This is a genomic window from Brevundimonas vesicularis, from assembly GCF_027886425.1.
GTDB classification, from domain to species: Bacteria; Pseudomonadota; Alphaproteobacteria; order Caulobacterales; family Caulobacteraceae; genus Brevundimonas; species Brevundimonas vesicularis_C.
In genome coordinates, this window is record NZ_CP115671.1 from 1257021 (window position 1) to 1276650 (window position 19630).

The 19630-nt window shown below is 64.0% G+C and carries 20 protein-coding genes and 1 pseudogene; 16 read left to right on the forward strand and 5 right to left on the reverse strand.

Annotated elements, in window-relative coordinates; genetic code table 11:
* Nucleotide 1: 1 nt before the first annotated feature.
* The 16 genes and pseudogenes from PFY01_RS06280 to PFY01_RS06350 all read left to right on the forward strand — a co-directional run bounded on the left by PFY01_RS06280 (nucleotide 2) and on the right by PFY01_RS06350 (nucleotide 16557).
* On the forward strand, nucleotides 2-658 hold the full coding sequence (locus tag PFY01_RS06280; RefSeq protein ID WP_271043033.1) for an OmpW/AlkL family protein: 657 nt from the start codon (nucleotides 2-4) through the stop codon (nucleotides 656-658).
* Between the two features lie 89 nt (nucleotides 659-747).
* Entirely contained in the window at nucleotides 748-1719 is a 972-nt protein-coding gene (locus tag PFY01_RS06285) for a helix-turn-helix domain-containing protein (RefSeq protein ID WP_271042829.1), read from the forward strand.
* 137 nt (nucleotides 1720-1856) lie between these two features.
* Nucleotides 1857-3374, forward strand: a complete 1518-nt coding sequence (locus tag PFY01_RS06290; protein WP_271042830.1) for an aldehyde dehydrogenase family protein — start codon at nucleotides 1857-1859, stop codon at nucleotides 3372-3374.
* 699 nt (nucleotides 3375-4073) lie between these two features.
* Nucleotides 4074-4541 carry an RNA polymerase sigma factor gene (locus tag PFY01_RS06295; RefSeq protein ID WP_420197051.1) on the forward strand — a complete coding sequence of 156 codons (468 nt, stop codon included), beginning with the start codon at nucleotides 4074-4076 and terminating at the stop codon, nucleotides 4539-4541.
* Nucleotides 4538-5482 carry a FecR family protein gene (locus tag PFY01_RS06300; protein ID WP_271042832.1) on the forward strand — a complete coding sequence of 315 codons (945 nt, stop codon included), beginning with the start codon at nucleotides 4538-4540 and terminating at the stop codon, nucleotides 5480-5482. Before PFY01_RS06295 ends, PFY01_RS06300 begins: the two co-directional genes overlap by 4 nt.
* Nucleotides 5469-8618 (forward strand): TonB-dependent receptor, encoded by a 3150-nt coding sequence (locus tag PFY01_RS06305; RefSeq protein ID WP_271042833.1) that lies wholly within the window; start codon nucleotides 5469-5471, stop codon nucleotides 8616-8618. The genes PFY01_RS06300 and PFY01_RS06305 overlap by 14 nt, the downstream gene beginning before the upstream one ends.
* 78 nt (nucleotides 8619-8696) lie before the next feature.
* Nucleotides 8697-9812: a pectinesterase family protein gene (locus PFY01_RS06310; protein ID WP_271042834.1), complete on the forward strand. Its 1116-nt coding sequence runs from the start codon at nucleotides 8697-8699 to the stop codon at nucleotides 9810-9812.
* Between the two features lie 419 nt (nucleotides 9813-10231).
* On the forward strand, nucleotides 10232-11128 hold the full coding sequence (locus PFY01_RS06315) for a glycosyltransferase (RefSeq protein ID WP_271041585.1): 897 nt from the start codon (nucleotides 10232-10234) through the stop codon (nucleotides 11126-11128).
* A gap of 17 nt (nucleotides 11129-11145) precedes the next feature.
* Complete coding sequence (locus PFY01_RS06320; protein WP_271041584.1) at nucleotides 11146-11358, forward strand: hypothetical protein; 213 nt, start codon at nucleotides 11146-11148, stop codon at nucleotides 11356-11358.
* A 59-nt stretch (nucleotides 11359-11417) separates the two neighbouring features.
* Nucleotides 11418-12308 carry a glycosyltransferase family 2 protein gene (locus tag PFY01_RS06325; RefSeq protein ID WP_420197052.1) on the forward strand — a complete coding sequence of 297 codons (891 nt, stop codon included), beginning with the start codon at nucleotides 11418-11420 and terminating at the stop codon, nucleotides 12306-12308.
* A gap of 137 nt (nucleotides 12309-12445) precedes the next feature.
* Nucleotides 12446-13336, forward strand: coding sequence for a glycosyltransferase (locus tag PFY01_RS06330; protein WP_271042836.1), 891 nt, complete (start codon nucleotides 12446-12448; stop codon nucleotides 13334-13336).
* Nucleotides 13337-13389: 53 nt separating this feature from the next.
* Nucleotides 13390-14433 carry an acyl-CoA dehydrogenase family protein gene (locus tag PFY01_RS06335; protein WP_271041583.1) on the forward strand — a complete coding sequence of 348 codons (1044 nt, stop codon included), beginning with the start codon at nucleotides 13390-13392 and terminating at the stop codon, nucleotides 14431-14433.
* Nucleotides 14427-15134: a PIG-L deacetylase family protein gene (locus tag PFY01_RS06340; RefSeq protein WP_271042837.1), complete on the forward strand. Its 708-nt coding sequence runs from the start codon at nucleotides 14427-14429 to the stop codon at nucleotides 15132-15134. Before PFY01_RS06335 ends, PFY01_RS06340 begins: the two co-directional genes overlap by 7 nt.
* Nucleotides 15127-15366 (forward strand): annotated as a pseudogene (locus PFY01_RS15615) (SAM-dependent methyltransferase); the annotation flags it as partial. The gene PFY01_RS06340 and the pseudogene PFY01_RS15615, both read left to right, overlap by 8 nt.
* A 196-nt stretch (nucleotides 15367-15562) precedes the next feature.
* On the forward strand, nucleotides 15563-15706 hold the full coding sequence (locus PFY01_RS06345) for a hypothetical protein (RefSeq protein WP_271041581.1): 144 nt from the start codon (nucleotides 15563-15565) through the stop codon (nucleotides 15704-15706).
* Entirely contained in the window at nucleotides 15703-16557 is an 855-nt protein-coding gene (locus tag PFY01_RS06350; RefSeq protein WP_271041580.1) for a glycosyltransferase family 2 protein, read from the forward strand. Before PFY01_RS06345 ends, PFY01_RS06350 begins: the two co-directional genes overlap by 4 nt.
* A gap of 122 nt (nucleotides 16558-16679) precedes the next feature.
* Here PFY01_RS06350 and PFY01_RS06355 read toward each other — a convergent pair whose 3' ends face one another.
* From PFY01_RS06355 to PFY01_RS06375, 5 genes are all read right to left on the reverse strand, one after another.
* Nucleotides 16680-16898: a helix-hairpin-helix domain-containing protein gene (locus tag PFY01_RS06355; RefSeq protein ID WP_271042838.1), complete on the reverse strand. Its 219-nt coding sequence runs from the start codon at nucleotides 16896-16898 to the stop codon at nucleotides 16680-16682.
* Nucleotides 16895-17104 carry a hypothetical protein gene (locus PFY01_RS06360; protein WP_271042839.1) on the reverse strand — a complete coding sequence of 70 codons (210 nt, stop codon included), beginning with the start codon at nucleotides 17102-17104 and terminating at the stop codon, nucleotides 16895-16897. Before PFY01_RS06360 ends, PFY01_RS06355 begins: the two co-directional genes overlap by 4 nt.
* Nucleotides 17105-17109: 5 nt before the next feature.
* Nucleotides 17110-17373: a DUF2171 domain-containing protein gene (locus tag PFY01_RS06365; RefSeq protein WP_271042840.1), complete on the reverse strand. Its 264-nt coding sequence runs from the start codon at nucleotides 17371-17373 to the stop codon at nucleotides 17110-17112.
* A 129-nt stretch (nucleotides 17374-17502) separates the two neighbouring features.
* Nucleotides 17503-18261, reverse strand: coding sequence for an alpha/beta hydrolase family protein (locus PFY01_RS06370; protein WP_271042841.1), 759 nt, complete (start codon nucleotides 18259-18261; stop codon nucleotides 17503-17505).
* Nucleotides 18258-19403 (reverse strand): DUF3182 family protein, encoded by a 1146-nt coding sequence (locus PFY01_RS06375; RefSeq protein ID WP_271042842.1) that lies wholly within the window; start codon nucleotides 19401-19403, stop codon nucleotides 18258-18260. Before PFY01_RS06375 ends, PFY01_RS06370 begins: the two co-directional genes overlap by 4 nt.
* Nucleotides 19404-19630 lie beyond the last annotated feature (227 nt).

Consider the following 19630-nt stretch of genomic DNA (forward strand, 5'->3'; position numbering starts at 1 on the left):
GATGAAGACCAAGACCCTGCTGCTTGCCGCCGTCGCCTTCACCGCCTGCGCGGCGCCGGCCTTCGCTCAGACATCCGTCGCTTGGGAGGCCCCGAAGAAGGGCGACTTCCTGGTGAGCGGGCGCGTCACCGACGTCTTCTCCCAGGCCGATGACGCCATCACCACAGCCGCGGGCGCCGACACCGACCTGAAGGTGGATGTGGGCGACAGCGTCATGCCAACCCTGGGCTTCACCTACTTCCTGACCGATCACCTCGCGGTCGAGGCGATCCTGGGCACGACTCGGCACGAAATCCGCGCCCAGGGCGGCGCAACGGACGTGGCCGTGCATGAGACCTGGGTCCTGCCGCCGGTGGTCACCCTGCAATACCGCCCGCTGGGTCAGGGCCGCGTCAGCCCCTATGTCGGCGCGGGCGTGAATTACATGCTGTTCTACAGCGGCAAGGACAAGAACGGCTTCACCGTCGATCTGAACGACGGTTTCGGCTACGCGCTCCAAGCGGGCGCGGACGTCGGCATTCAGGGGCCCTGGAGCCTAAACCTTGACGTCAAGAAGGTCTGGTTCGAAACCGACGCCAAGATCAACGACGGCGCCCTGAAGTCCAGCGTGACCCTCGATCCGTGGGTCTTGTCGTTGGGCGTCAGCCGCAAGTTTTAGCTGGAGCCCCTAGGGGTCGCCGACCTTTGTCCCATTGACTGAAACACCGATGCGGCGCTCTTTTTCCGAAAGAGCGCCAGGGAACATCAATGGTCGCGCAAACGGGAAACGGCCACGGCAAGCTGATAAAACAGGCGCTGGACGCCGCCGGAGGTGAGGCGCGTTCGGCCCTGGCGGCGTCATGGCGACGGTCGATGTCGCTTTATGGGCTCGATCCTGAGGATGAAGGCCGACCGAACACCCTGACAGACCAGGAGTTGCGCGAAGCCCGTGACGCCATGGAGCCGATGACTAGGGCGGCTCAGGATTCGCTTGACCGCCTGTTCCTGGCCGTCGGCGACACAGGATGCTGTGTTCTTCTCACCAACGCTGAAGGGGTGACCCTGGAACGGCGAGGCGCAGCGGCGGATGATGAGATCTTCCGCCGCTGGGGCCTATGGCCCGGTGCGGTTTGGTCTGAGGCGGTTGAGGGTACAAACGGCATCGGCACGGCTTTGGCCGAGCGTCGTCCGCTGACCATCCATCGCGATCAGCATTTTCACACTCGTAACACGGCGCTGAGTTGCACTAGCCATCCCATCTACGGTCCAACAGGGCGTCTGGCGGGCTTGTTGGACGTCTCGTCGTGCCGGACCGATGCGACGCAGGGCGTATTGGGGTTGATCGCGGCGGCGGTGGCGGACGCTGCGAGAGCGATCGAGGCGCAAACCTTCCGGCACGCCTTTCCTCAAGCGCGCATCGTGCTGACCGACGATGCGGCCGGACGAAACACGGCGGCTCTGCTGGCGGTTGACCAGGATGATCTGGTGGTTGGAGCGACGCGCGCCGCACGCCTCGCGCTCGCGATCACCGATGACCGGATCGCGAACCAGCTCGCGGCGTCGGAGGTGCTGGGCGTAGGCGCCGTGGAAGCCGATCTTCTGAACGCCGAACGCGGCGCGGTGCGTCGCGCGCTAGCGTTGAGCGGCGGCAATGTCTCGGCGGCCGCGCGCGCTCTTGGGGTCAGCCGCGCGACCCTGCACCGCAAGCTGCACCGGCTCGGCCTTTCTAACGCACCTTAGCAAGCGATCTGTCGCAGTTCTGCGACAGGTTTGCGCCGCAGCATGGCAGCGGCGTATGGCGTCACGTGCTCCGCAGGATGACCTTCTGATCCAAAGACGTCGACAATCGACGCCAGAGGACAACGCAGGAGGCCATCATGACCAAACCCGAGTTCAGCCGCGCCGCGACCCCCAAGTTCAGGGCGCGCTACGACAACTTCATCGGCGGACAGTGGGTCGCGCCCGTCAACGGCCACTATTTCGAGAACACCTCCCCGGTGAACGGCCGCGTCTTGTGCGAGGTCGCACGATCGGACGCGGCCGACGTCGAACTGGCCCTGGACGCCGCCCACGCCGCCAAGGACGCCTGGGGGCGAACCAGCGTCGCCGAACGCGCCGTCATCCTGAACAAGATCGCCGACCGGATTGAAGCCAATTTGCAAGCCGTCGCAGAGGCGGAGACCTCGGACAACGGCAAGCCGGTGCGCGAGACCACGGCCGCCGACATCCCCCTGGCGATCGACCATTTCCGCTACTTCGCCGGCTGCATCCGGGCGCAGGAAGGCGGGATTTCGGAACTGGACCACGACACGGTCGCCTATCATTTCCACGAGCCGCTGGGCGTGGTGGGGCAGATCATCCCCTGGAACTTCCCTATCCTGATGGCGGCCTGGAAGATCGCTCCGGCTCTGGCGGCGGGCAACTGCATCGTGCTGAAGCCGGCGGAGCAGACCCCGGCGTCCATCCTCGTGGTGATCGAACTGATCCAGGATTTGCTGCCGGCCGGCGTGCTGAACATCGTTTCGGGCACGGGGGCCGAGGTGGGCGAGCCGTTGGCCACCAATCCGCGCATCGCCAAGATCGCCTTCACGGGCTCGACTGCCGTTGGTCAGAAGATCATGCAGTATGCGACCCAGAACCTGATTCCGGTCACGCTGGAGCTCGGCGGCAAGTCACCGAACATCTTCTTCAAGGACGTGATGGATCACGACGACGCCTATCTGGACAAGGCGCTGGAAGGCTTCGCCATGTTCGCGCTCAATCAGGGCGAGGTCTGCACCTGCCCCAGCCGCGCTTTGATCCACGAGGACATTTATGAGGCCTTCATCGAGAAGGCGATCGCCCGGGTGGAGTCCATCGTTCAAGGCGACCCTCTGGACCCGGCGACCATGGTCGGCGCCCAGGCCTCGGACCAGCAGCTGAAGAAAATTCTCGGCTATCTGAAGCTGGGCAGGGAGGAGGGCGCCGAGGTCCTGACAGGCGGCGATCAGGCCGCGCTCAAGGATGATCTGGCCGGCGGCTATTACGTCAAGCCCACCGTGTTCAAAGGCACCAACGACATGAGGATCTTCCAAGAGGAAATCTTCGGCCCGGTCCTGGCGGTGACGACCTTCAAGACTTTTGAAGAGGCCATGGAAATCGCCAACGACACCGAATACGGCCTGGGCGCCGGGGTGTGGTCGCGCGACATGAACACCGCCTATCGCGCCGGTCGCGCCATTCAGGCGGGACGGGTCTGGACCAACTGCTATCACCAGTATCCAGCCCATGCGGCCTTCGGCGGCTACAAGAAGTCGGGCATCGGGCGGGAGAACCACCGCATGATGCTGGACCACTATCAGCAGACCAAGAACCTGTTGGTCAGCTACAGCCCCGACAAATTGGGCTTCTTCTGATCTGGGCGCAGGATGGCCGATCTTGGATTTGCCACCGTGCGTAGGATCCCATCATTAGCTACTTATCTCGGCGGGCCTGCAACTGATCACGGTGGCGCTGCCGCGAGTCGTCTGCACGGGGGACGGTTTTCGAGCCGCTAAACGTCAGCTTTCGAGCTTTGAGGCAATGGCCGCGTTTGGCGCCTTTAAGACCTGAGTGGGAATCGCCGTTTGTGACTGATGTCGGAAGTTCGCACCGTGCGCTCTGCGACAGTACACTGCACTATCGCTTCAGCCTCAATCCGGCTGGGTCTTCGTCTGGTTAGCCTCACTGCACGGGGCATATCGGCATTCGCGGCGCACACCTTGATCCTGAGAGTTATTGTGGGGCGGATCTCTGAGTTAGGAGTGCACGGGGGCGGCCAGTACCGCACGCCGAAGCAGCATGCCGTTCGTGGCTTTGATCTCGTCTTGCAATCAATCAATGCTGTCAGCGCCATCCTCACAACGCCAGGCACTGCGCATAGTTATCTCTTTAACGTGCACCACGTTCCTAATGCCGCGTTTTGACGGAAACGCCGCCGCCGCGCATCGTGACCCATGGGGGAACTGAAGTTGGCTCAAGGTGGTGGAAAATCGGAACGAGAGCGCGTTCGCTGGTTGGGGCATGAAATCTTGCCCCACGAGCAGGATGTTCGCGCTTGGCTTCGGCGATCGCTTGTGACCTCCAACGATGTCGATGATGTCATTCAGGAATCGTATTGCCGATTGGCCAACCTGAAGGCAGTGGAGCAGATCGAGAGTCCTCGCGCTTATTTCTTCCAGACCGCGCGGTCTGTCGTGCTTGAGCAGATGCGCCGCGCCCGCATTGTCCGGATCGACGCCGTGACGGAAATCGACGCCCTGCGCATCGAGTGGGACGAACCGTCGCCAGAGCGTATCGCCGGGGGACGCAAGGAACTCGAACGCGTAATGAAGATCGTCGCCACATTGCCCGAACGCAGCCGACGCATCTTCGAGATGCGCCGCGTGCTGGGGCTGTCTCAAAAGGAGATCGCGCGCCAGTTGGGCGTGTCAGAGAACGTGGTCGAGAACGAAGCTGCGCGCGCGTTGAAAGCCGTCCTGGCAGGCTTGGCAAATGCTGACGCTAATGTCGCCCCATCATCGACCGGGGAGCGGCGTGCATGAGCCGTGAAGCTTCCACAGAGATCGACGCGGCGGCGGCCAATTGGGCCGCTCGACTGGACGGAAACGTGATTAGCGCGTCCGACCAGGCGGCCTTGGACGACTGGCTGGCTGGCGACAGCCGTCGTGAGGGCGCTTTGTGGCGGGCGCGGGCGGTCATGGCCTTGATGGTCGAGCCCATGCCTCAGACCCAAACGCACCGGGTGCCGGCGAAGCCCGACCGCCGCGTGCTTCTCGGGGGGATGGGATTGGCGGCGGCTGTCGCGGCCGGGGTCGTTCTGACGCCGATCTTGTCGCGTCAGCGCTACCGGACCTTGGTGGGCGAGATTCGCCGCGTGCCCTTGGCCGACGGGTCAATGGCGGCGATAAACACCGACACGACATTGGACATCCGCTTTCAGAAGGCCGAACGCGCCGTGACCCTTGATCAGGGAGAGGCGTGGTTTCAGGTCGCAAAAGATCGAGCGCGGCCTTTCGTCGTGGCGGCGGGCGATGTCCGCGTCCAAGCGGTCGGCACTGCCTTCTCAGTTCGCCGCAAGTCCGGCGGGGCCGAAGTTCGCGTGACGGAAGGCGTCGTGGAGGTCTGGAGCGACAAGGGCGCTGGAAAAATGCGCCGCCGCGTCGCCGCCGGTGAACAGGTTTTCGTCAGCGACCAGGCCGGCGCGTCCAGTCCGGTGAAGCGTCCGCTGGAAATGGACCGGGCTCTGTCTTGGCGAGAAGGGCAGATTGTTCTGGATGGCGACACGATCGGCGCGGCGGCAGCTGAGTTCAACCGCTACAACAACCGCAAGATCGTGATCGTCGATCCGGATCTGGAAGGCCGTACCGTGGTCGGATGGTTCCGCACCAACGAACCGGAAAGCTTCGCCCAGGCGGTGGGCGTCGCCCATGACGCGAGCGTGAAGCTGGGCGCAGATGTCATCATGCTGGGTGGCGCGGGATAAATCTTTTTCGTCCGGCGACGGAAAGTCGATCGTCGAACATCGAGACTCTTGGAACCCTCGAAGAAGGGTCCGGGAACCAGGAAACAGAAAAAGGGAGGGCCGACGCATGGCCATGTCGCGAAACCAAGGCGCGAAGGCGTCGCTGATGATCGCCGTCAGCACGATGGCGCTGGCCGGCGCCGGCGCCGCTCAGGCTCAGGCCAGACAGTTCAATGTCCCTGCGCAGCCTGCCTCGACCGGCGTGCCGGCCTTCGCACGCCAAGCGGATCTTCAAATCCTGGCGTCGACCGAAGCGGTCGCAGGGCAACGGACCGCCGCTGTGCAGGGCGTCTATTCGGTTGATCAGGGGCTGGGCCGGCTCCTGCAGGGCAGCAACCTGGTGGTGGCGTCCAACAACGGCCGCACGGCAGTGCTCGCCGGCGCGAGCGTCGCGCCCCAAACCGTCGCCCAGGGGAGCGAGGTCGAAGACCAGGCGGACGAAGTTGAAACTATCGTGGTAACCGGTTTCCGTGCGTCACTGGGCAGCGCGCTCACGGCCAAGCGACGAGCCAATGGCGTCGTGGACGTAATCAAGGCCGAGGACATGGCCGATTTTCCGGACGCCAACCTTGCGGAGTCCATTCAACGGGTGCCTGGCGTCTCCATCGCACGCGACGCTGGCGAAGGCCGTCAGATCACGGTGCGAGGGCTGGGGCCGCAATTCACGCGCGTGCGCATCAACGGCGTCGAGGGACAGAGCACCGCGTCGGGCACGGACAGCTCAGGCGGCGCCAACCGCAACCGAGCCTTTGACTTCAATGTCTTCGCGTCCGAGCTTTTCAACAGCATCACGGTCCGCAAGACCGCCTCGGCCGAGACGGAAGAGGGGTCGTTGGGGGCTACGGTCGATCTGCAAACTGGCCGACCGTTCGATTACGCCGGCGCCAACCTCGTGCTGTCGGGCCAATATGGCTACAACGACTTGTCCCAAGAATGGGACCCGCGGTTCGCCGTTTTGGCCAGCAACACCTGGATGGATGGACGTCTCGGAGCCCTCGTCTCGGGCGCCTACACCAAGCGTCGTCTACTGGAAGAAGGACATGGTTCCGGCGGCTGGCTCAACGGGACCGAGGCTGGGGGCTATAACCCCGCATCACCCTTTGCCGATGCGAGGCGGGCCGATGTCTATACGCCTCGTTTTCCGCGCTACGGACGCCTGACGCACGATCAGGAGCGCTTAGGCCTGACGGGATCCGTGCAGTTCCGCCCGCAGGAACAGACGTTGATCAATCTCGATCTGCTCTACTCCGACTTCAAAGCCACCCGTCAGGAAAACTGGCTGGAAGCCCTGTCCTTCGCCCGCAACGCGTCGCAGGGCGGCCGACCAGAAATCATCGTGCGCGACGGCGTCATCGATGCCAACGGCGACATGGTCTACGGCTTGTTCGATGACGTCGATGTGGAGACTGAAACTCGCTACGACGAGCTCGACACCAAATACACGCAAGGGACACTGAGCCTGGAGCACGCGTTCAGCGACCGGTTTAGGATCAAGGGCTTGGTGGGCTATTCCAAGTCTGATTTTGACAATCCGATCCAGACGACGGTCATTTTGAACCGCGAAAATTCGGACAACTATTCATACGACTATCGCGAAAACCGCAACGCGCCATTGATCCGGTTCGGTTATGACGTGACCGATCCGCTGGCCTACAACTTCGGGGCCGCGCGCTCGGAAATCCGCCTACGGCCGCAGGGCGTCACCAACACGATCAAGACCGCGCAACTCGACGGCGGCTACGATCTGACGCCGTCGCTGACGCTAAAGGCCGGGGTTAACTACAAGGAATACGAGTTCGACTCCTGGGCGCTGGCGCGGGTCAACGAAGGCGTGGTGCCGCAACTGCCTGCTGGCGTGACCCTGGCCAGCCTGACCGAATTGGTCAGCGGGTTTGGTCGCAATCTTGGCGCACCGAACGGCACCGTCACCAACTGGATCGCGCCGAACCTCAACGCCTTTGCCGACCTGTTTAACATTTACAGCGGCACGGGGCTGTTCGAACTCAGCGGCGCCTCCAACGCCAATGCGCGTGGCAACATCCGCAATGTGACCGAGAAGGACTCGGCCGCCTATCTGCAGCTCGACTTTGACACCGAACTTGGAGGCGTTCCGGTACGCGGCGACATCGGTGTGCGCTACGTCAAGACGAAACAGAGCTCGACCGGCTATCAACTGGTCGCCGGCGCGGCGCAGCAGACGACCGTCGATCGCGACTATGACGACGTTCTACCGGCGCTGAATCTGACGGCCGAAGTCACGCCGGACTTTCTGGTGCGGTTCGGCGCCGCCAAGGTCATGACCCGCCCAAACCTGGGCAGTGTGACGCCGGGCGGCAGCCTCAGCACGGTCGGCGTGTTCAGCGTCAGCTCGGGCAATCCGTATTTGGATCCCATCCGCGCCACGACCTACGATTTGTCGGCGGAATGGTATTTCGCGCCTGACGCCCTGCTGTCAGTCGGCCTGTTCTACAAGGACATCGAAAGCTACATTCAAACCTCTCGAACGTCCCAGCCCTTCAATCAATCCGGCCTGCCGCTGGAGTTGCTGAACGGCCTGGGTGTTTCGGCCAGCGACGTCTTCCTGTTCAGCCAGCCGGTGAACACCGAAGGCGGTCCGCTGAAGGGAATCGAGATCAGCTACCAACAGCCCTTCACCTTCCTGCCCGGGCCGTTCGACAATCTCGGCGCCATCTTCAACGTCACGCTGGTGGACTCCAAGATCAGCTATATTTCCTCGCGATCGCCGACGGGCTTCGTCGAAAATGATCTGCTCGGCCTTTCGAAGACCGCCTACAACGCCACCCTCTATTACGAAGACGATCGGTTCAGCGCCCGCGTCTCGGCCGCCTATCGCGATCGCTATCTGACCGCGGTCCCCAGCGGCACCAGCACCAATGACATCGATGGCGTGCGTGACATCGTGACGGTGGACGCCTCGGCCTCCTATGCCTTGACGGACCGCATCAAGGTGACGTTCGAAGGCTTGAACCTGACCGACGCCTTCAATGAGCAGTACACGGACAGTCGCCGGGATAGCATCTACGTCTATTCGCACACTGGAAGGCAGTACAACTTCGGCGTCCGCTACACCTTCTAAGACACTCCCACCTCCCCCGGGAGACTGGGCGCTGAAAGGCTCGCCGGTCAGCGCCCTCTTTTTCCATTCGGAGCCAGCATGCGTTTGTCCCTTTCGCGCCGTCAGGCGCTCGCAACCGCCGTCGCCCTACCGATCATGGCGTCCGGTCGATCCTGGGCTGCGACGGCTGGATACGACGCTGTGGTTGGGACTGAGGATGCCGGTCGTCGGGTCGGCGCGCCTTCCTATCCCACCCTTTCCGCCGCCATCGCCGCCGCACCGGCGGACGGGCGAAAGCCGTTCCGCATCCTGATCACGCGCGGCATCTGGACCGAGCAAGTTGTGGTCGATAAGCCCTTCGTTCATCTGATCGGCGAGGATCGGTCAGGCTCGGTGATCAATCACCTGGCGGCATCGGGATTGGCGGCGCCAGATGGGCGGATGTGGGGCACATTCCGCACCCCGACCCTGTTCGTTCGCGCGCCCGATTTTCGCGCCGAGAACCTGACGATCAATAATGCCTTCGACGGTCTGGCGGAAATGACCAAGCCGAACGGCCTGCACTCTCACAATGGCGCAGGGCCCCAAGCCGTGGCTCTGATGATGGACAAGGGGTCGGATCGCGCGGTCATCCGGAACTGCGATATTCTCAGCTATCAGGACACCTTGTTCCCCGATGCGGGCGCGACGCTGTTCGAAAAATGCCTGATCACTGGCAGCTATGACTTCATCTTCGGCGGCGGGCGCGCCTGGTTCGAACGTTGCGAAATCCGATCGCGACTGCGTCCCGCCGATCCGGTCGAAGGCTATATCGCCGCGCCAAGCACGCCGATCGAGCAGGACTACGGCTTTGTCTTCCACGATTGCCGTCTCACCAGGGACGCCGGCGTCCTGCGGCATTCCGTGTTTTTGGGACGCCCTTGGCGACCGTCCAGCACCTTCCCTGATGGTCGGTACGGCGATCCGAAGTTTGTCGGCGCAGCGACCTTCCTCGACTGCTGGATGGACGACCATATCGCGCCGGCGGGTTGGACCGAGATGTGGTACACCGGCCGCGATGGCAATCCCCGCACCATGCTTCAGCCCGAAGACGCCCGTTTCGCCACCTTCGGATCGCGGGGGCCTGGCCGTGCAGATTTCTCACGTGGCAAGCGTTTGACGCTCCAGCAGGCGAGGCGAATCGATAGAGACGCCGTGATCGGCGACCGATTCTAGAACTGAGCTGCCTAGCGACGTGACGCCTATGCGCAACGCTTTATCTCTAAAATGTAAGGAAGATTTATCTTAACATATAGGAGTGTCGCGCGGCATGGCCAGAATGGGCTGAGCTGACCGCCCAGCGTCTTCTTATCGTCTGACAAAGATTTAAGTAGATAGGTCGGTTATGGTTTCGGTCCATTTGAGCCGTCCAATCAAGGCCTATCAGTTAGGTGTTCCAACCCTTTCCGTTTGAGCAGGTGCTGCGAGATCGCATCGAGCGCCCGGCACTCTGATTTCAACGGCCTTCAGCAGCTCTGAGAAGATAAACCCATCCCTTGAGGACTTGAGACCATTATCGCACACAGGAACGAATAGCCGCGGCATAGCTTTGACCTTCAGGCTTTACGCCATGGACCGATCCGAGGGGGATCGGGTTGTCGATCACGGCGGTACGGATGCGCATCGGCGTCATCGCACATCTCAAATATCCGATCGCAGAACCCTTCGCCGGCGGGCTGGAGATGCATACCCATCTGCTCTGTCGCCAACTGCGGCTGAACGGTCATGACGTCACTCTGTTTGCAGCGACCCTGTCCGACCCCGAGTTGGGCCTGGAGGCGATCTGCGATCAGACGGAAATCGCCAAGGTCGGGACGGCGGAGGCGGGCGACGTCGCCTTCTTCCGAGAGCATCACGCCTATCTGTCGTTGATGAGTCGGCTTCGACGCAGTGCGTTCGACGTCATCCACAACAACAGCCTGCATTATCTGCCGGTCTCGATGGCCGAGACCTTGCCGATGCCGATGGTCACCACGCTCCACACGCCGCCATTTTGCTGGTTGGAAAGCGGTATCCGCGAAGCGAGCGCGCCCTTCGCGCGGTTTGTCGGCGTTTCCGAGGCGATGCGGGAACAATGGAGCGCAGTGCGGCCGATCGATCAGGTCATTCTGAACGGGATCGACCTGGAGCGCTTTCCGTGGCGTGCGAGTCACGACGACCCTGGGCATTTGATCTGGTATGGGCGGATCGTGCCCGAGAAGGGTCTGCATCTGGCGCTGGACGCGGCGGCATTGGCGGGTGTCGCCCTGCGGTTCGCGGGCCCGATCCTGGATCAAGCCTATTTCGATGCCGAGATCGCTCCGAGGTTGACGCGCGAAACCACCTATCTCGGCCACCTCGATCACGAAACGCTGTCGAAGGAGATCGGGCAGGCGGCCGCCTTCGTCTGCACGCCGCGCTGGGACGAACCCTACGGGTTGGTGGTGGCCGAAGCGCTGGCGTGCGGCACGCCCGTCGCTGCCTTCGCGCGCGGCGCCATTACCGAGATCTGACTCCCGACTGCGGCGCCTTGGCGCGTCCGGACGATGTGCAGGATTTGGCGCGCGCAATCGCCCAGGCGGTCGGCCTGTCTCGGTCGGCCTGCCGCGCCCGCGCCGAGGCGGCCTGCGATGTGCGCCGGATGATCACCGCCTATGAAAAACTCTATGGCGAGATGATTCAGGCGGCTGCGGCAGGGCAGATGCAGGCCAATGACGCGCTGGAAGATCGGCTAATCGCATGACGGGCGAACCTGCCTTCTGCGTTTGCGTGCCCGTGCGAAATGAGGAACGGCGTCTTCCCGTGCTTCTGGCCGCCCTGGCCGCACAGAATCTTCCGGGTAGGATTTCGATCGCGCTCTGCATCAATAACTCCACGGACGGTTCGCTCCATCAGGCGCAGGCAGCGGCCGATCGGTGGAAGGATCGACTGGACATCGTCGTCGATCTGCAGACCTTCCCGGAGCATCGCGCGCATGCCGGCGGCGCGCGGCGCGCGGCCATGTCCGTCGGCCTCGAGCGTCTCGCAGATCAACCCAATGGCGTTCTGATCTCGACGGACGCCGACACGCGGCCGCCGCCGAACTGGCTGTCCGCCAATCTCGCATGCATCGTGTCAGGAGCGGATTTGGTGGGCGGGCGGCTGGTGCTGGATGAAGCGGAGACGATCTCTGCGGATGTCGCGGCTCTGCGTCGACTATGGGACGCCTACTGGCGTGAAGTTCGCGCGATCGAGGACGAGATCGACCCTTCGCCCCATGATCCGGCCCCTCGGCATGGCGATCACACCGGGGCCAGCCTCGCCATCACGGCGGCGGCCTATCTGTCAGCCGGCGGCGTGCCCGAACAGCCGACAAGCGAGGACCGGGCGCTTGTGATCGCCGCTCTAGCGCAGGGGGCCAGGCTTGTTCATCCCTTGGCGGTGTGGACCCGAGTGTCGGCACGAACGACGGGCCGCGCCGCCGGGGGGATGGCGGACGATATGACCCGCTTGTTCGATCAGGCGCGGAACGGCGGTCCGATCATGGCGCCGGACTTTTCGCATTGGCGACAGCGGGCGAGCTGGCGCCGGGATCAGCGTCACGACGCGGCGAGCGCCAGGCGGCTGCCGGCATTGGAAACCCAGCTGCCCGCCATGCCGCTCGACTTGGATTTACGAGGTTGGGCCGACGGCCTTGAGAGAGCCGCAGCGTGAGGGCTCCGATCGGATACTATGTCCATCACCAGGGCGACGGCCACCGCCAGCGCGCACTGGAAATCGCCGCCGCTGCGCCCGAGCGATTTGTCCTGCTTGGAACGGGATTGAAAGGACGAACCGAAGACATCGCCTGCGTGGATCTGGAGGATGACAGGCCCCACGAGGGAGACCGCTTCTCCGGCCGTGACGAGGCGCCTGTCCGGCCTGAGGCGCTGCATTACGCCCCCTATTACCATGCGGGCGTCCGGGCGCGGACCGCCCGGTTCGCCCAGTGGATCAGCGACGCCAGGCCGGCCTTGATGGTGATCGATGTGTCGGTCGAAATGGCGATGCTGGCTCGGCTGTGTGCGACGCCTGTGGTCTATGTCCGCCTCGTGGGCGATCGATCGGATCCGGCGCATCTGGACGCCTTCAGCGGCGCAGAAGCCTTGCTTGCGCCCTTCCATAAGCGGCTGGATGGGGCGAGGACTAAAGAGGTACGGGACAAGACGCACTACTTCGCCCCCCGGCGCAAATCAGGATTGAAGCGTGGATCAGGCGTTTTGGTCGTTCATGGGCGGGGTGGCGATCCGCTGGATGGCGCCAAGCTGGCGGCGGCTGCGGAGGCGACGCCCGGGAAGATGTGGACCGGTGTCGGGCCGATCGAGCCGCCGCCGATCATTCCGCCAAACCTGAAGCTGGCGGGCTGGATCGACGCCCTCGGCGACGAGATCGACAAGGCGGAGGTCATCGTCGGAGGCGCGGGAGACGGCCTGCTGAATGCGGTGATTTCGGCCGACAAGCCCTTTGTCTGTCTTCCCGAGCCTCGCGCCTATAATGAGCAGATCGCGAAGGCCGAACGGTTAGCGGTGCTTGGCGCCTCGATCGTCCTGGCGCAGTGGCCGCAGGCGCAGCAATGGCCGAGCATCCTTCAGTCAGCACTCGCACTGTCGCCCGCTGATCGGCAGCAGATCAGCGGGCAGGGACTCGGCGCCGCCGGACTCTGGCTTGTCGATCTCGCATCAGAGCTCGAGGCACGCCGATGACAGCCTTGGAAACAACGCCGACCGCGTCATCGCCTCTAGACCTTGAGGTTAGATTGGCGGCGCTGGGTGCGCGCTACGACGCCGCGCCGCGATATCCCGCCGAAAGTTTGACGCTGCTCGTCTCGGAGGGTTGGGGTCGACGGTTCGCTCCGGTCCAAAGCGGTGGAACGGCCTATGACGATCCAGTCCAAAAGGCCTTGGCCTTGATGGGCGCTCTACGAAGCGTGGGGCGGTCGGATCTCAGCGTCGGCCGATTGTTCGAAGGACACGTCAACGCCCTGGCGCTGTTCGACTGGTACGCGGACCCGGCCCAGAAGGCTTGGCTGGGCAAGGTCCTTGCGCAGGGCGGCTGGTTCGGCGTGTGGGCGACGGAGCCGCCGCCCGGCGTTCGTCTGGTCGGCGACCGGCTGCAGGGCGCCAAGATGTTCGCGACCGGCGCGGGCGGCCTGGAATATGCCATCATCACCGCCCAGCCGGTACAGGGCGAACGCCAGCTGATCGTCGTGCCGGCGAACGACCCGAAGAGGGCTGATTTGAGCGGGTGGCGCGTCCGCGGCATGCGCGCGACGACCAGCGGGCGCTATGAGGTGACCGGGTTGATGGTCAATGCCGATCAGCGGCTCGGAAGACCCGGAGACTATGATCGCGAACCGCATTTCACGGCCGGGGCGTGGCGGTTTACGGCGGTGCAGTTGGGCGGCGTCGAAGGCCTGGTCATGGCGATGCGCGACGCACTGTCAGACGCCGCCCGCGCCGATCCCATCCAGCGCGCGCGCTTCGCCGATGCGGTCGTTGCGACGCGGACGGCTTGGCTTTGGGTCCGCGAAGCCGCGATCCGCGCGGCGTCCGAAGCGCCGGACGCCGGGGATTTCGCCCGCGCCACGAGAGGCGTCGTCGAACGCAGCGCCCTGGATGTAATGGAGTTGGCGGCGCGGTCGGTCGGGACACGCAGCGCCTTCGACGGCGAGCGCATCGACAAGATCACCCGTGATCTCAGCCTCTATCTTCGGCAGGCCGGACCCGACTATGCGAAGGACCAGGCGGCCAAGACCTGGCTGGATCGCGATCTCTGGGGCGAGGGCGACGCCCTATGGTGAACGAGAAAACCGGCCGGCTGGCGACCCTGGCGCTGGAGCGTTCGCCATGGCGATCCGCGCGGTGGCTGGTCATCGCCCCGCATGCCGACGACGAGACGCTGGGCGCCGGCGCCTTGATCCATCAAGCGTCCGAGGCCGAGCGGCTGGCGGGCGTCGTGATCCTGACCGACGGTGCGGGTTCGCACGATCATCCGGATTTGGCGTCCCGAGCGAGGCTCGTCCGGACCCGACGCCTGGAGGCAGGGCGCGCCGTTCGACGGTTGGCGGGGGATGGGGCGGCGCCCCCTGTGTTTCTGGATTGGCCCGACGCCCAGCCCGCTTCTGCCGGCAGCATGATGTTCGAAGCGAGCGCGCGTCGTCTCGCGGCTTTGTGCCGCGAGCGGCGCGTCGATGCGATCGCCGTGACGGGTCCTGACGATCCCCATTGCGATCACCAGGCGGCGGCACAGCTTGCCCGCCGCGCAGCCGGTATGGCTCGCCGGCCGGTCGCCGTTTTCGATTATATCGTGTGGGGGGCGGCTCCGTCCGAGACGAAGCTGCGGATTACGACGCGACCTCTAAGGGCCGGCTTGAGGGCCTATGCCTTGTCGGCCCATCAGAGCCAGTTGACGCCGATGCTTGGACCGGGGTTTCGGCTCGAGACGCAGAGGAGGCTGCAGGCCGCCTCGGACACCCTGTATCGGCGCGACGCCTATGGCTGAACGCTCGCTTCCCGCCGCCTATTTCGAAGGCATCTTCGCCGGGGACGCCGATCCGTGGGATCTGGCCTCCAGCCCCTATGAGGCCGCCAAGTTCGATCGCACCATCGCCGCCCTTTCGACGCGGCGAGCAGCTTTTGCGCTCGAGGTCGGTTGTGCCGGCGGCGTCCTGACCGAGCGGCTGAGCACAGTCTGCGATCGTCTGTTGGCGATCGACGTCAGCCCGACCGCCCTGGAAAGGGCGCGCCAGCGTCTGTCGGGGCGGCCGAACGTCCGGTTCGCGGCCGCGGCCTTCCTCGCGACTGTCCGGTTCTGGACGGGCTGGATCTCGTCGTCCTGTCCGAGGTGGCCTACTACTGGAGCGACGCCGATCTGGACCTCGCAGCGCGACCCATCGCCGACGGGTTGGTTGAGGGGGACGCATCCTTCTGGTGCACTGGACCGGCGAGACCGACTATCCCCAAACCGCCGACGACGCCGTGGAACGCCTGTGGCTCGGATTGTCGGACATTATGAAGGTGGATCTCGCCGAACGGCATCCGAACTATCGCCTGGATTTGTGGAGCCGCCGATGACCAGCCTGTCCGCGCTCACGCTGGTTCGCAACCGGCAGGCGCATCTGGACCGATTGGTCGAGGGATTGATGCTCAGCGTCACGCCGCCCGACGAACTGGTCGTCATCGACATGAGCGATGCGCCGGTGACGCCGCCGCCGGTGGATTTTCCAGTCCGCATCGAACGTCTGGCGGGCGACGCCTTGCCTTTGGCCGCCGCCCGAAATCTGGCGGCCGCCTTGGCATCAGGCGATAACCTACTGTTTCTGGACGTGGATTGCATCGTGTCGTCGGCAGTTTGCGGCCGGATGCAGGCCGTGCTCGCCGAGCATGACGCCGTCGTCTGTCCAGAGGTGCTCTATCTTCCCGCCGGAGCCGTTCGTCCGGGCCCCCTGTCGGAAGTCGATCTGAGGGCCGCCGGACGACCCCATCCCGTGCGCCCCTTTCCACGGGAAGGCGAAAGCCCGGAGGGCAATCCGGGCCTGTTCTGGTCTCTGGCTTTCGCGCTCCGCCGCTCGACCTTCGATCGGATCGGCGGGTTCGACGAGACCTATGTCGGCTACGGCGCCGAAGACACGGACCTGGGTTTTCGCATCGCGCGAGAGGGCCTGCCGCTCCTCTTCGCCGGCGGCGCGCCAGTCTTCCACCAGCACCATGAGGGCTATGATCCGCCCCTGCAGCATTTCCGCGCCCTGATCGCCAACGCCAATCGCTTCCACGCCGCCTGGTCGATCTGGCCGATGGACGGTTGGCTAAGGGCGATGGCGGATATCGGACTGGTCGACTGGTCGTCGGATGAACTGACCATTTGCCGGGACCCAACGCCGGCAGAAATCGCCGCCGCACGAAAAGATCCTGCAAATCCCTTTTAGGACTACGGTCTTTCAGAGCGCAGGCTCGCCGTACGAATGAAACTCAACAAGCCGACGCAGTTCAGTGTCCGTCTTCTCTAGTGAGGAAGCAATCTTGATCAGGCGACCCACGCATCGGACCGTTACTGCGAAGTTGGCTTGGTCGCTGAGCTCATGGCTTTGACCGAAACGTGCGCTTCAACGCCGTCAGTCTTGCCGCTCAAACCCGGTACCTCATCGAGCTGGCGAAGACTGGTGAAACGACCTCTTTCCTCACGATAGCGAACGATTTCGAACCCGTGGCCGCGCAACATCTCAATCCCGTCCAAAGTATCGGCGCTGGCGATGTTCAGGTCGATCATCTCTCGTCTCCCTCAGGTCTGCCCGCCGGCCGGTGTCCGAGGGCGAAGTCGATGGCTTCGATATCGACCTTCAGCTTCACCAGATCACGGACGCGCTCGTGGTCGCCGGACGTCGGGGCGGCCACGGCGGTCGACCACACTTCGGTTGTCAGCTGCTCGCGGATGGCCAGAAGCTGTGCGGCCACGGCATCGTTGTCTCGGGTCATCGACACTATTTCAGGTCGGCGATCGCCTCGCCGGCCTCTTCTTCCTCGAGAAGAGCGGCGTTGTCGGCGTTTGCCGACAGGCGCACCCGATTGCCTTCAACCTCGGCGACCAGACCGCCCGAGAGGTAGTGGTGGTGACCACTATGCGATCCGCTGTCGGCCTTGGTGAGCTTGATGCGATCGCCTTCGACCTTATCGACGGTGCCGAGATGGACGCCGTCGGCGCCGATCACTTCCATATGCTCTTTGATGTTCGAGAGGTCGGTCATGGTGGGTCTCCGTTTGCCTACGCCATCAACGAGGCGCGACACGCGGCGTTCCAGAGACGAAAGCGTCGTAGCGGGTAATGCGGCTGCGATAAGGGCGTCTGCGCTGGGCGTTGGGCGCTGGCGACAGGCTCACCGATAAGACCGGCGGCTCGCCCGCACCATTTCCTCGACCCAGTTGATCAACAGGGTGGCGTAAAGGCGCTGATGGGCGGGATCGCGCATCGCATGGGTCGCCTCGGCGATGATCCTGTGGCTGAACGAGTTCGCGTCCTTGAAGGCGGCCTGATAGGAGGCGATGACTTCTGGCGGAATGCGATCGTCCTTGCCCGACTGCACGATGAGGACGTCGCCCTCGAACGCGGCGCAGGCCGAGAGCGCCTTGTCTTCCTGCGGCGTTCGCAGTTGCTGTCGATAGGCGCGCACCGCGTCCTTATCGAGCTTGGCCTTGGGGACCTCCCAGTGCGCGTCCGGATAAAGGGCCGGGACACGCAGCGCCAACCAGCGCACGTCACGGATGCTCGTCAGCAGAGCCGACAGATAGCCTCCGTAGCTCGTGCCGATCACGCCGATCGCACCGGGATCGATCAGGGGCTGGGACGCCAAGTAGTCATAGGCCGCGGTCACGTCGTCGAACCCGTTCTGCCGGGTGACCTCGTCTCGGCTCGCATCGCTCTCGGCATGGCCTCGAAGGTCGAAGGTGAAACAGATGCAGCCCAGTCGAGCGAGATCCTCGGCCAGGCCAAGATCCTCTTCCTGATCGCCGCCCCAGCCGTGGACAAACAGAAATCCCGGCACGGGGGCTTCCGGCGTCAGAAGCGTGCCGGTCAGCTTCTGTCCGTCGACAGACAGTCGGACTTGCCCTTCCTCGACGGTGTCAGGTTCAGTCACGCTGTCCTCGTCACATATTTCGTCATCGGCCCGACCTTGGGGTCCTCACCCCGGAAATAGACGACATCCTCCGGTCCGACATCGGCGAGGCCGTACACCTCGACCGTGGCGGTTTCGACGGAAGTCAGCGCCGGCGACGCCGCGAAGGCCTCGATGGCGGCGATTTCCGCGCCCGTCGCGCCGCCGACCCGCCACGACTGCTCCAGAACGCCTACTCGCCTTCGCCCTCGCGCATCCTTGCCGGCGAGGACATCGTAGTTCCGGCGGGTCAGAACCAAGTCCGGATAGGCGCGCTGGGCGGCGTCGTCGAACACGGCGGCGCAGCGCACTGCTTCCACCGCCTCGGGGGTCAGTCCGAGGTGGGTCAGTCGGTCGAGATCGCCTCTCACGCACCTCAGTCGTGAACCGCCGTACACCTCCCGCCCTTTGTGATCGGTCGTTTCCCGTTGATCGCCAACGTAGCTGATGCGCAGTCCGCCGACCGACAGGGTTCCAACGCTGTAGGTTTCCACGCCGAGCAGGTTTTCCTCAAGGACGACGCCGAAGGCGGCGATTTGCGCTTCGTCCTGATCGGCGATGACGGCGACGAGCGCTTCAGGCGTTTCGACGACCGTCTGGCCCAGCCCTGCCTTGGCCAGGACGTCCTTGACGCGGACAGGCCCGGTCTTGAGGAGGCGTCGACCAGCTTCGATCGCGTCGGCGACGGAGAAGGCGGTGTAGCCTTCCAGAGCCGCATCGCCCAAACGGTCGGCCATGGTGTTGGACCAGCCGGCTGGGCAGGTCGCGGACCGATCGATCAGGCCGTGGGTGATCGCCTTGGTCGCGATGAAGCGGTGGGGCACGCGGCCGCCCAACAGATTGCCTGCGGTGAAGACGGTGCGCGAGGTCATGTCTTCACCGATCAGGGTGTCGCGAGGCACCAGCAAGACATCGGGTCCGACGTCTTCCGCGTCTTCGACCACATCAATGATCGGGAGCCGCAGAAGGCGCGCCAGGCGAGAGACCAACATCGCTCTGGACGCCTGATCGTGCAGATTGCCCGGATTGTGCCCGTCCGGATCGAACAGCGCGATGCCGGCGAGGGCGGCCGCATTGGTGAACGAGGGCATCGGGGCGACGCCCAATGGATCGATGATGGTCATGACGGTCAGTGCTCCCTGCAAAGGGTCAACCCCACGAGCGATCAACGGTTCAGCCGGCTCGCCCATTCTTTTCACAGGACCCGGAAGGTCATCGTTGGGAGGCCAGGCTGATGCCACGACAGGGCGGAAATCAGCTTTCCTGACGCCTAGTGCGGGCACCGACGTGATCATCTAGAGGTGCGTTTTCGCACAAAGGAACGGTGGCCCAGGGGGCGTCGTTGCCCATC

Excerpts from the sequence above, each read along its gene's own strand:
- PFY01_RS06280 (WP_271043033.1), top strand. The coding sequence starts at position 2 with ATGAAGACCAAGACCCTGCTGCTTGCCGCCGTCGCCTTCACCGCCTGC.
- PFY01_RS06285 (WP_271042829.1), top strand. The coding sequence starts at position 748 with ATGGTCGCGCAAACGGGAAACGGCCACGGCAAGCTGATAAAACAGGCG.
- PFY01_RS06290 (WP_271042830.1), top strand. The coding sequence starts at position 1,857 with ATGACCAAACCCGAGTTCAGCCGCGCCGCGACCCCCAAGTTCAGGGCG.
- PFY01_RS06300 (WP_271042832.1), top strand. The coding sequence starts at position 4,538 with ATGAGCCGTGAAGCTTCCACAGAGATCGACGCGGCGGCGGCCAATTGG.
- PFY01_RS06310 (WP_271042834.1), top strand. The coding sequence starts at position 8,697 with ATGCGTTTGTCCCTTTCGCGCCGTCAGGCGCTCGCAACCGCCGTCGCC.
- PFY01_RS06340 (WP_271042837.1), top strand. The coding sequence starts at position 14,427 with ATGGTGAACGAGAAAACCGGCCGGCTGGCGACCCTGGCGCTGGAGCGT.
- PFY01_RS06350 (WP_271041580.1), top strand. The coding sequence starts at position 15,703 with ATGACCAGCCTGTCCGCGCTCACGCTGGTTCGCAACCGGCAGGCGCAT.
- PFY01_RS06355 (WP_271042838.1), bottom strand. The coding sequence starts at position 16,898 with ATGATCGACCTGAACATCGCCAGCGCCGATACTTTGGACGGGATTGAG.
- PFY01_RS06360 (WP_271042839.1), bottom strand. The coding sequence starts at position 17,104 with ATGACCCGAGACAACGATGCCGTGGCCGCACAGCTTCTGGCCATCCGC.
- PFY01_RS06365 (WP_271042840.1), bottom strand. The coding sequence starts at position 17,373 with ATGACCGACCTCTCGAACATCAAAGAGCATATGGAAGTGATCGGCGCC.
- PFY01_RS06375 (WP_271042842.1), bottom strand. The coding sequence starts at position 19,403 with ATGACCATCATCGATCCATTGGGCGTCGCCCCGATGCCCTCGTTCACC.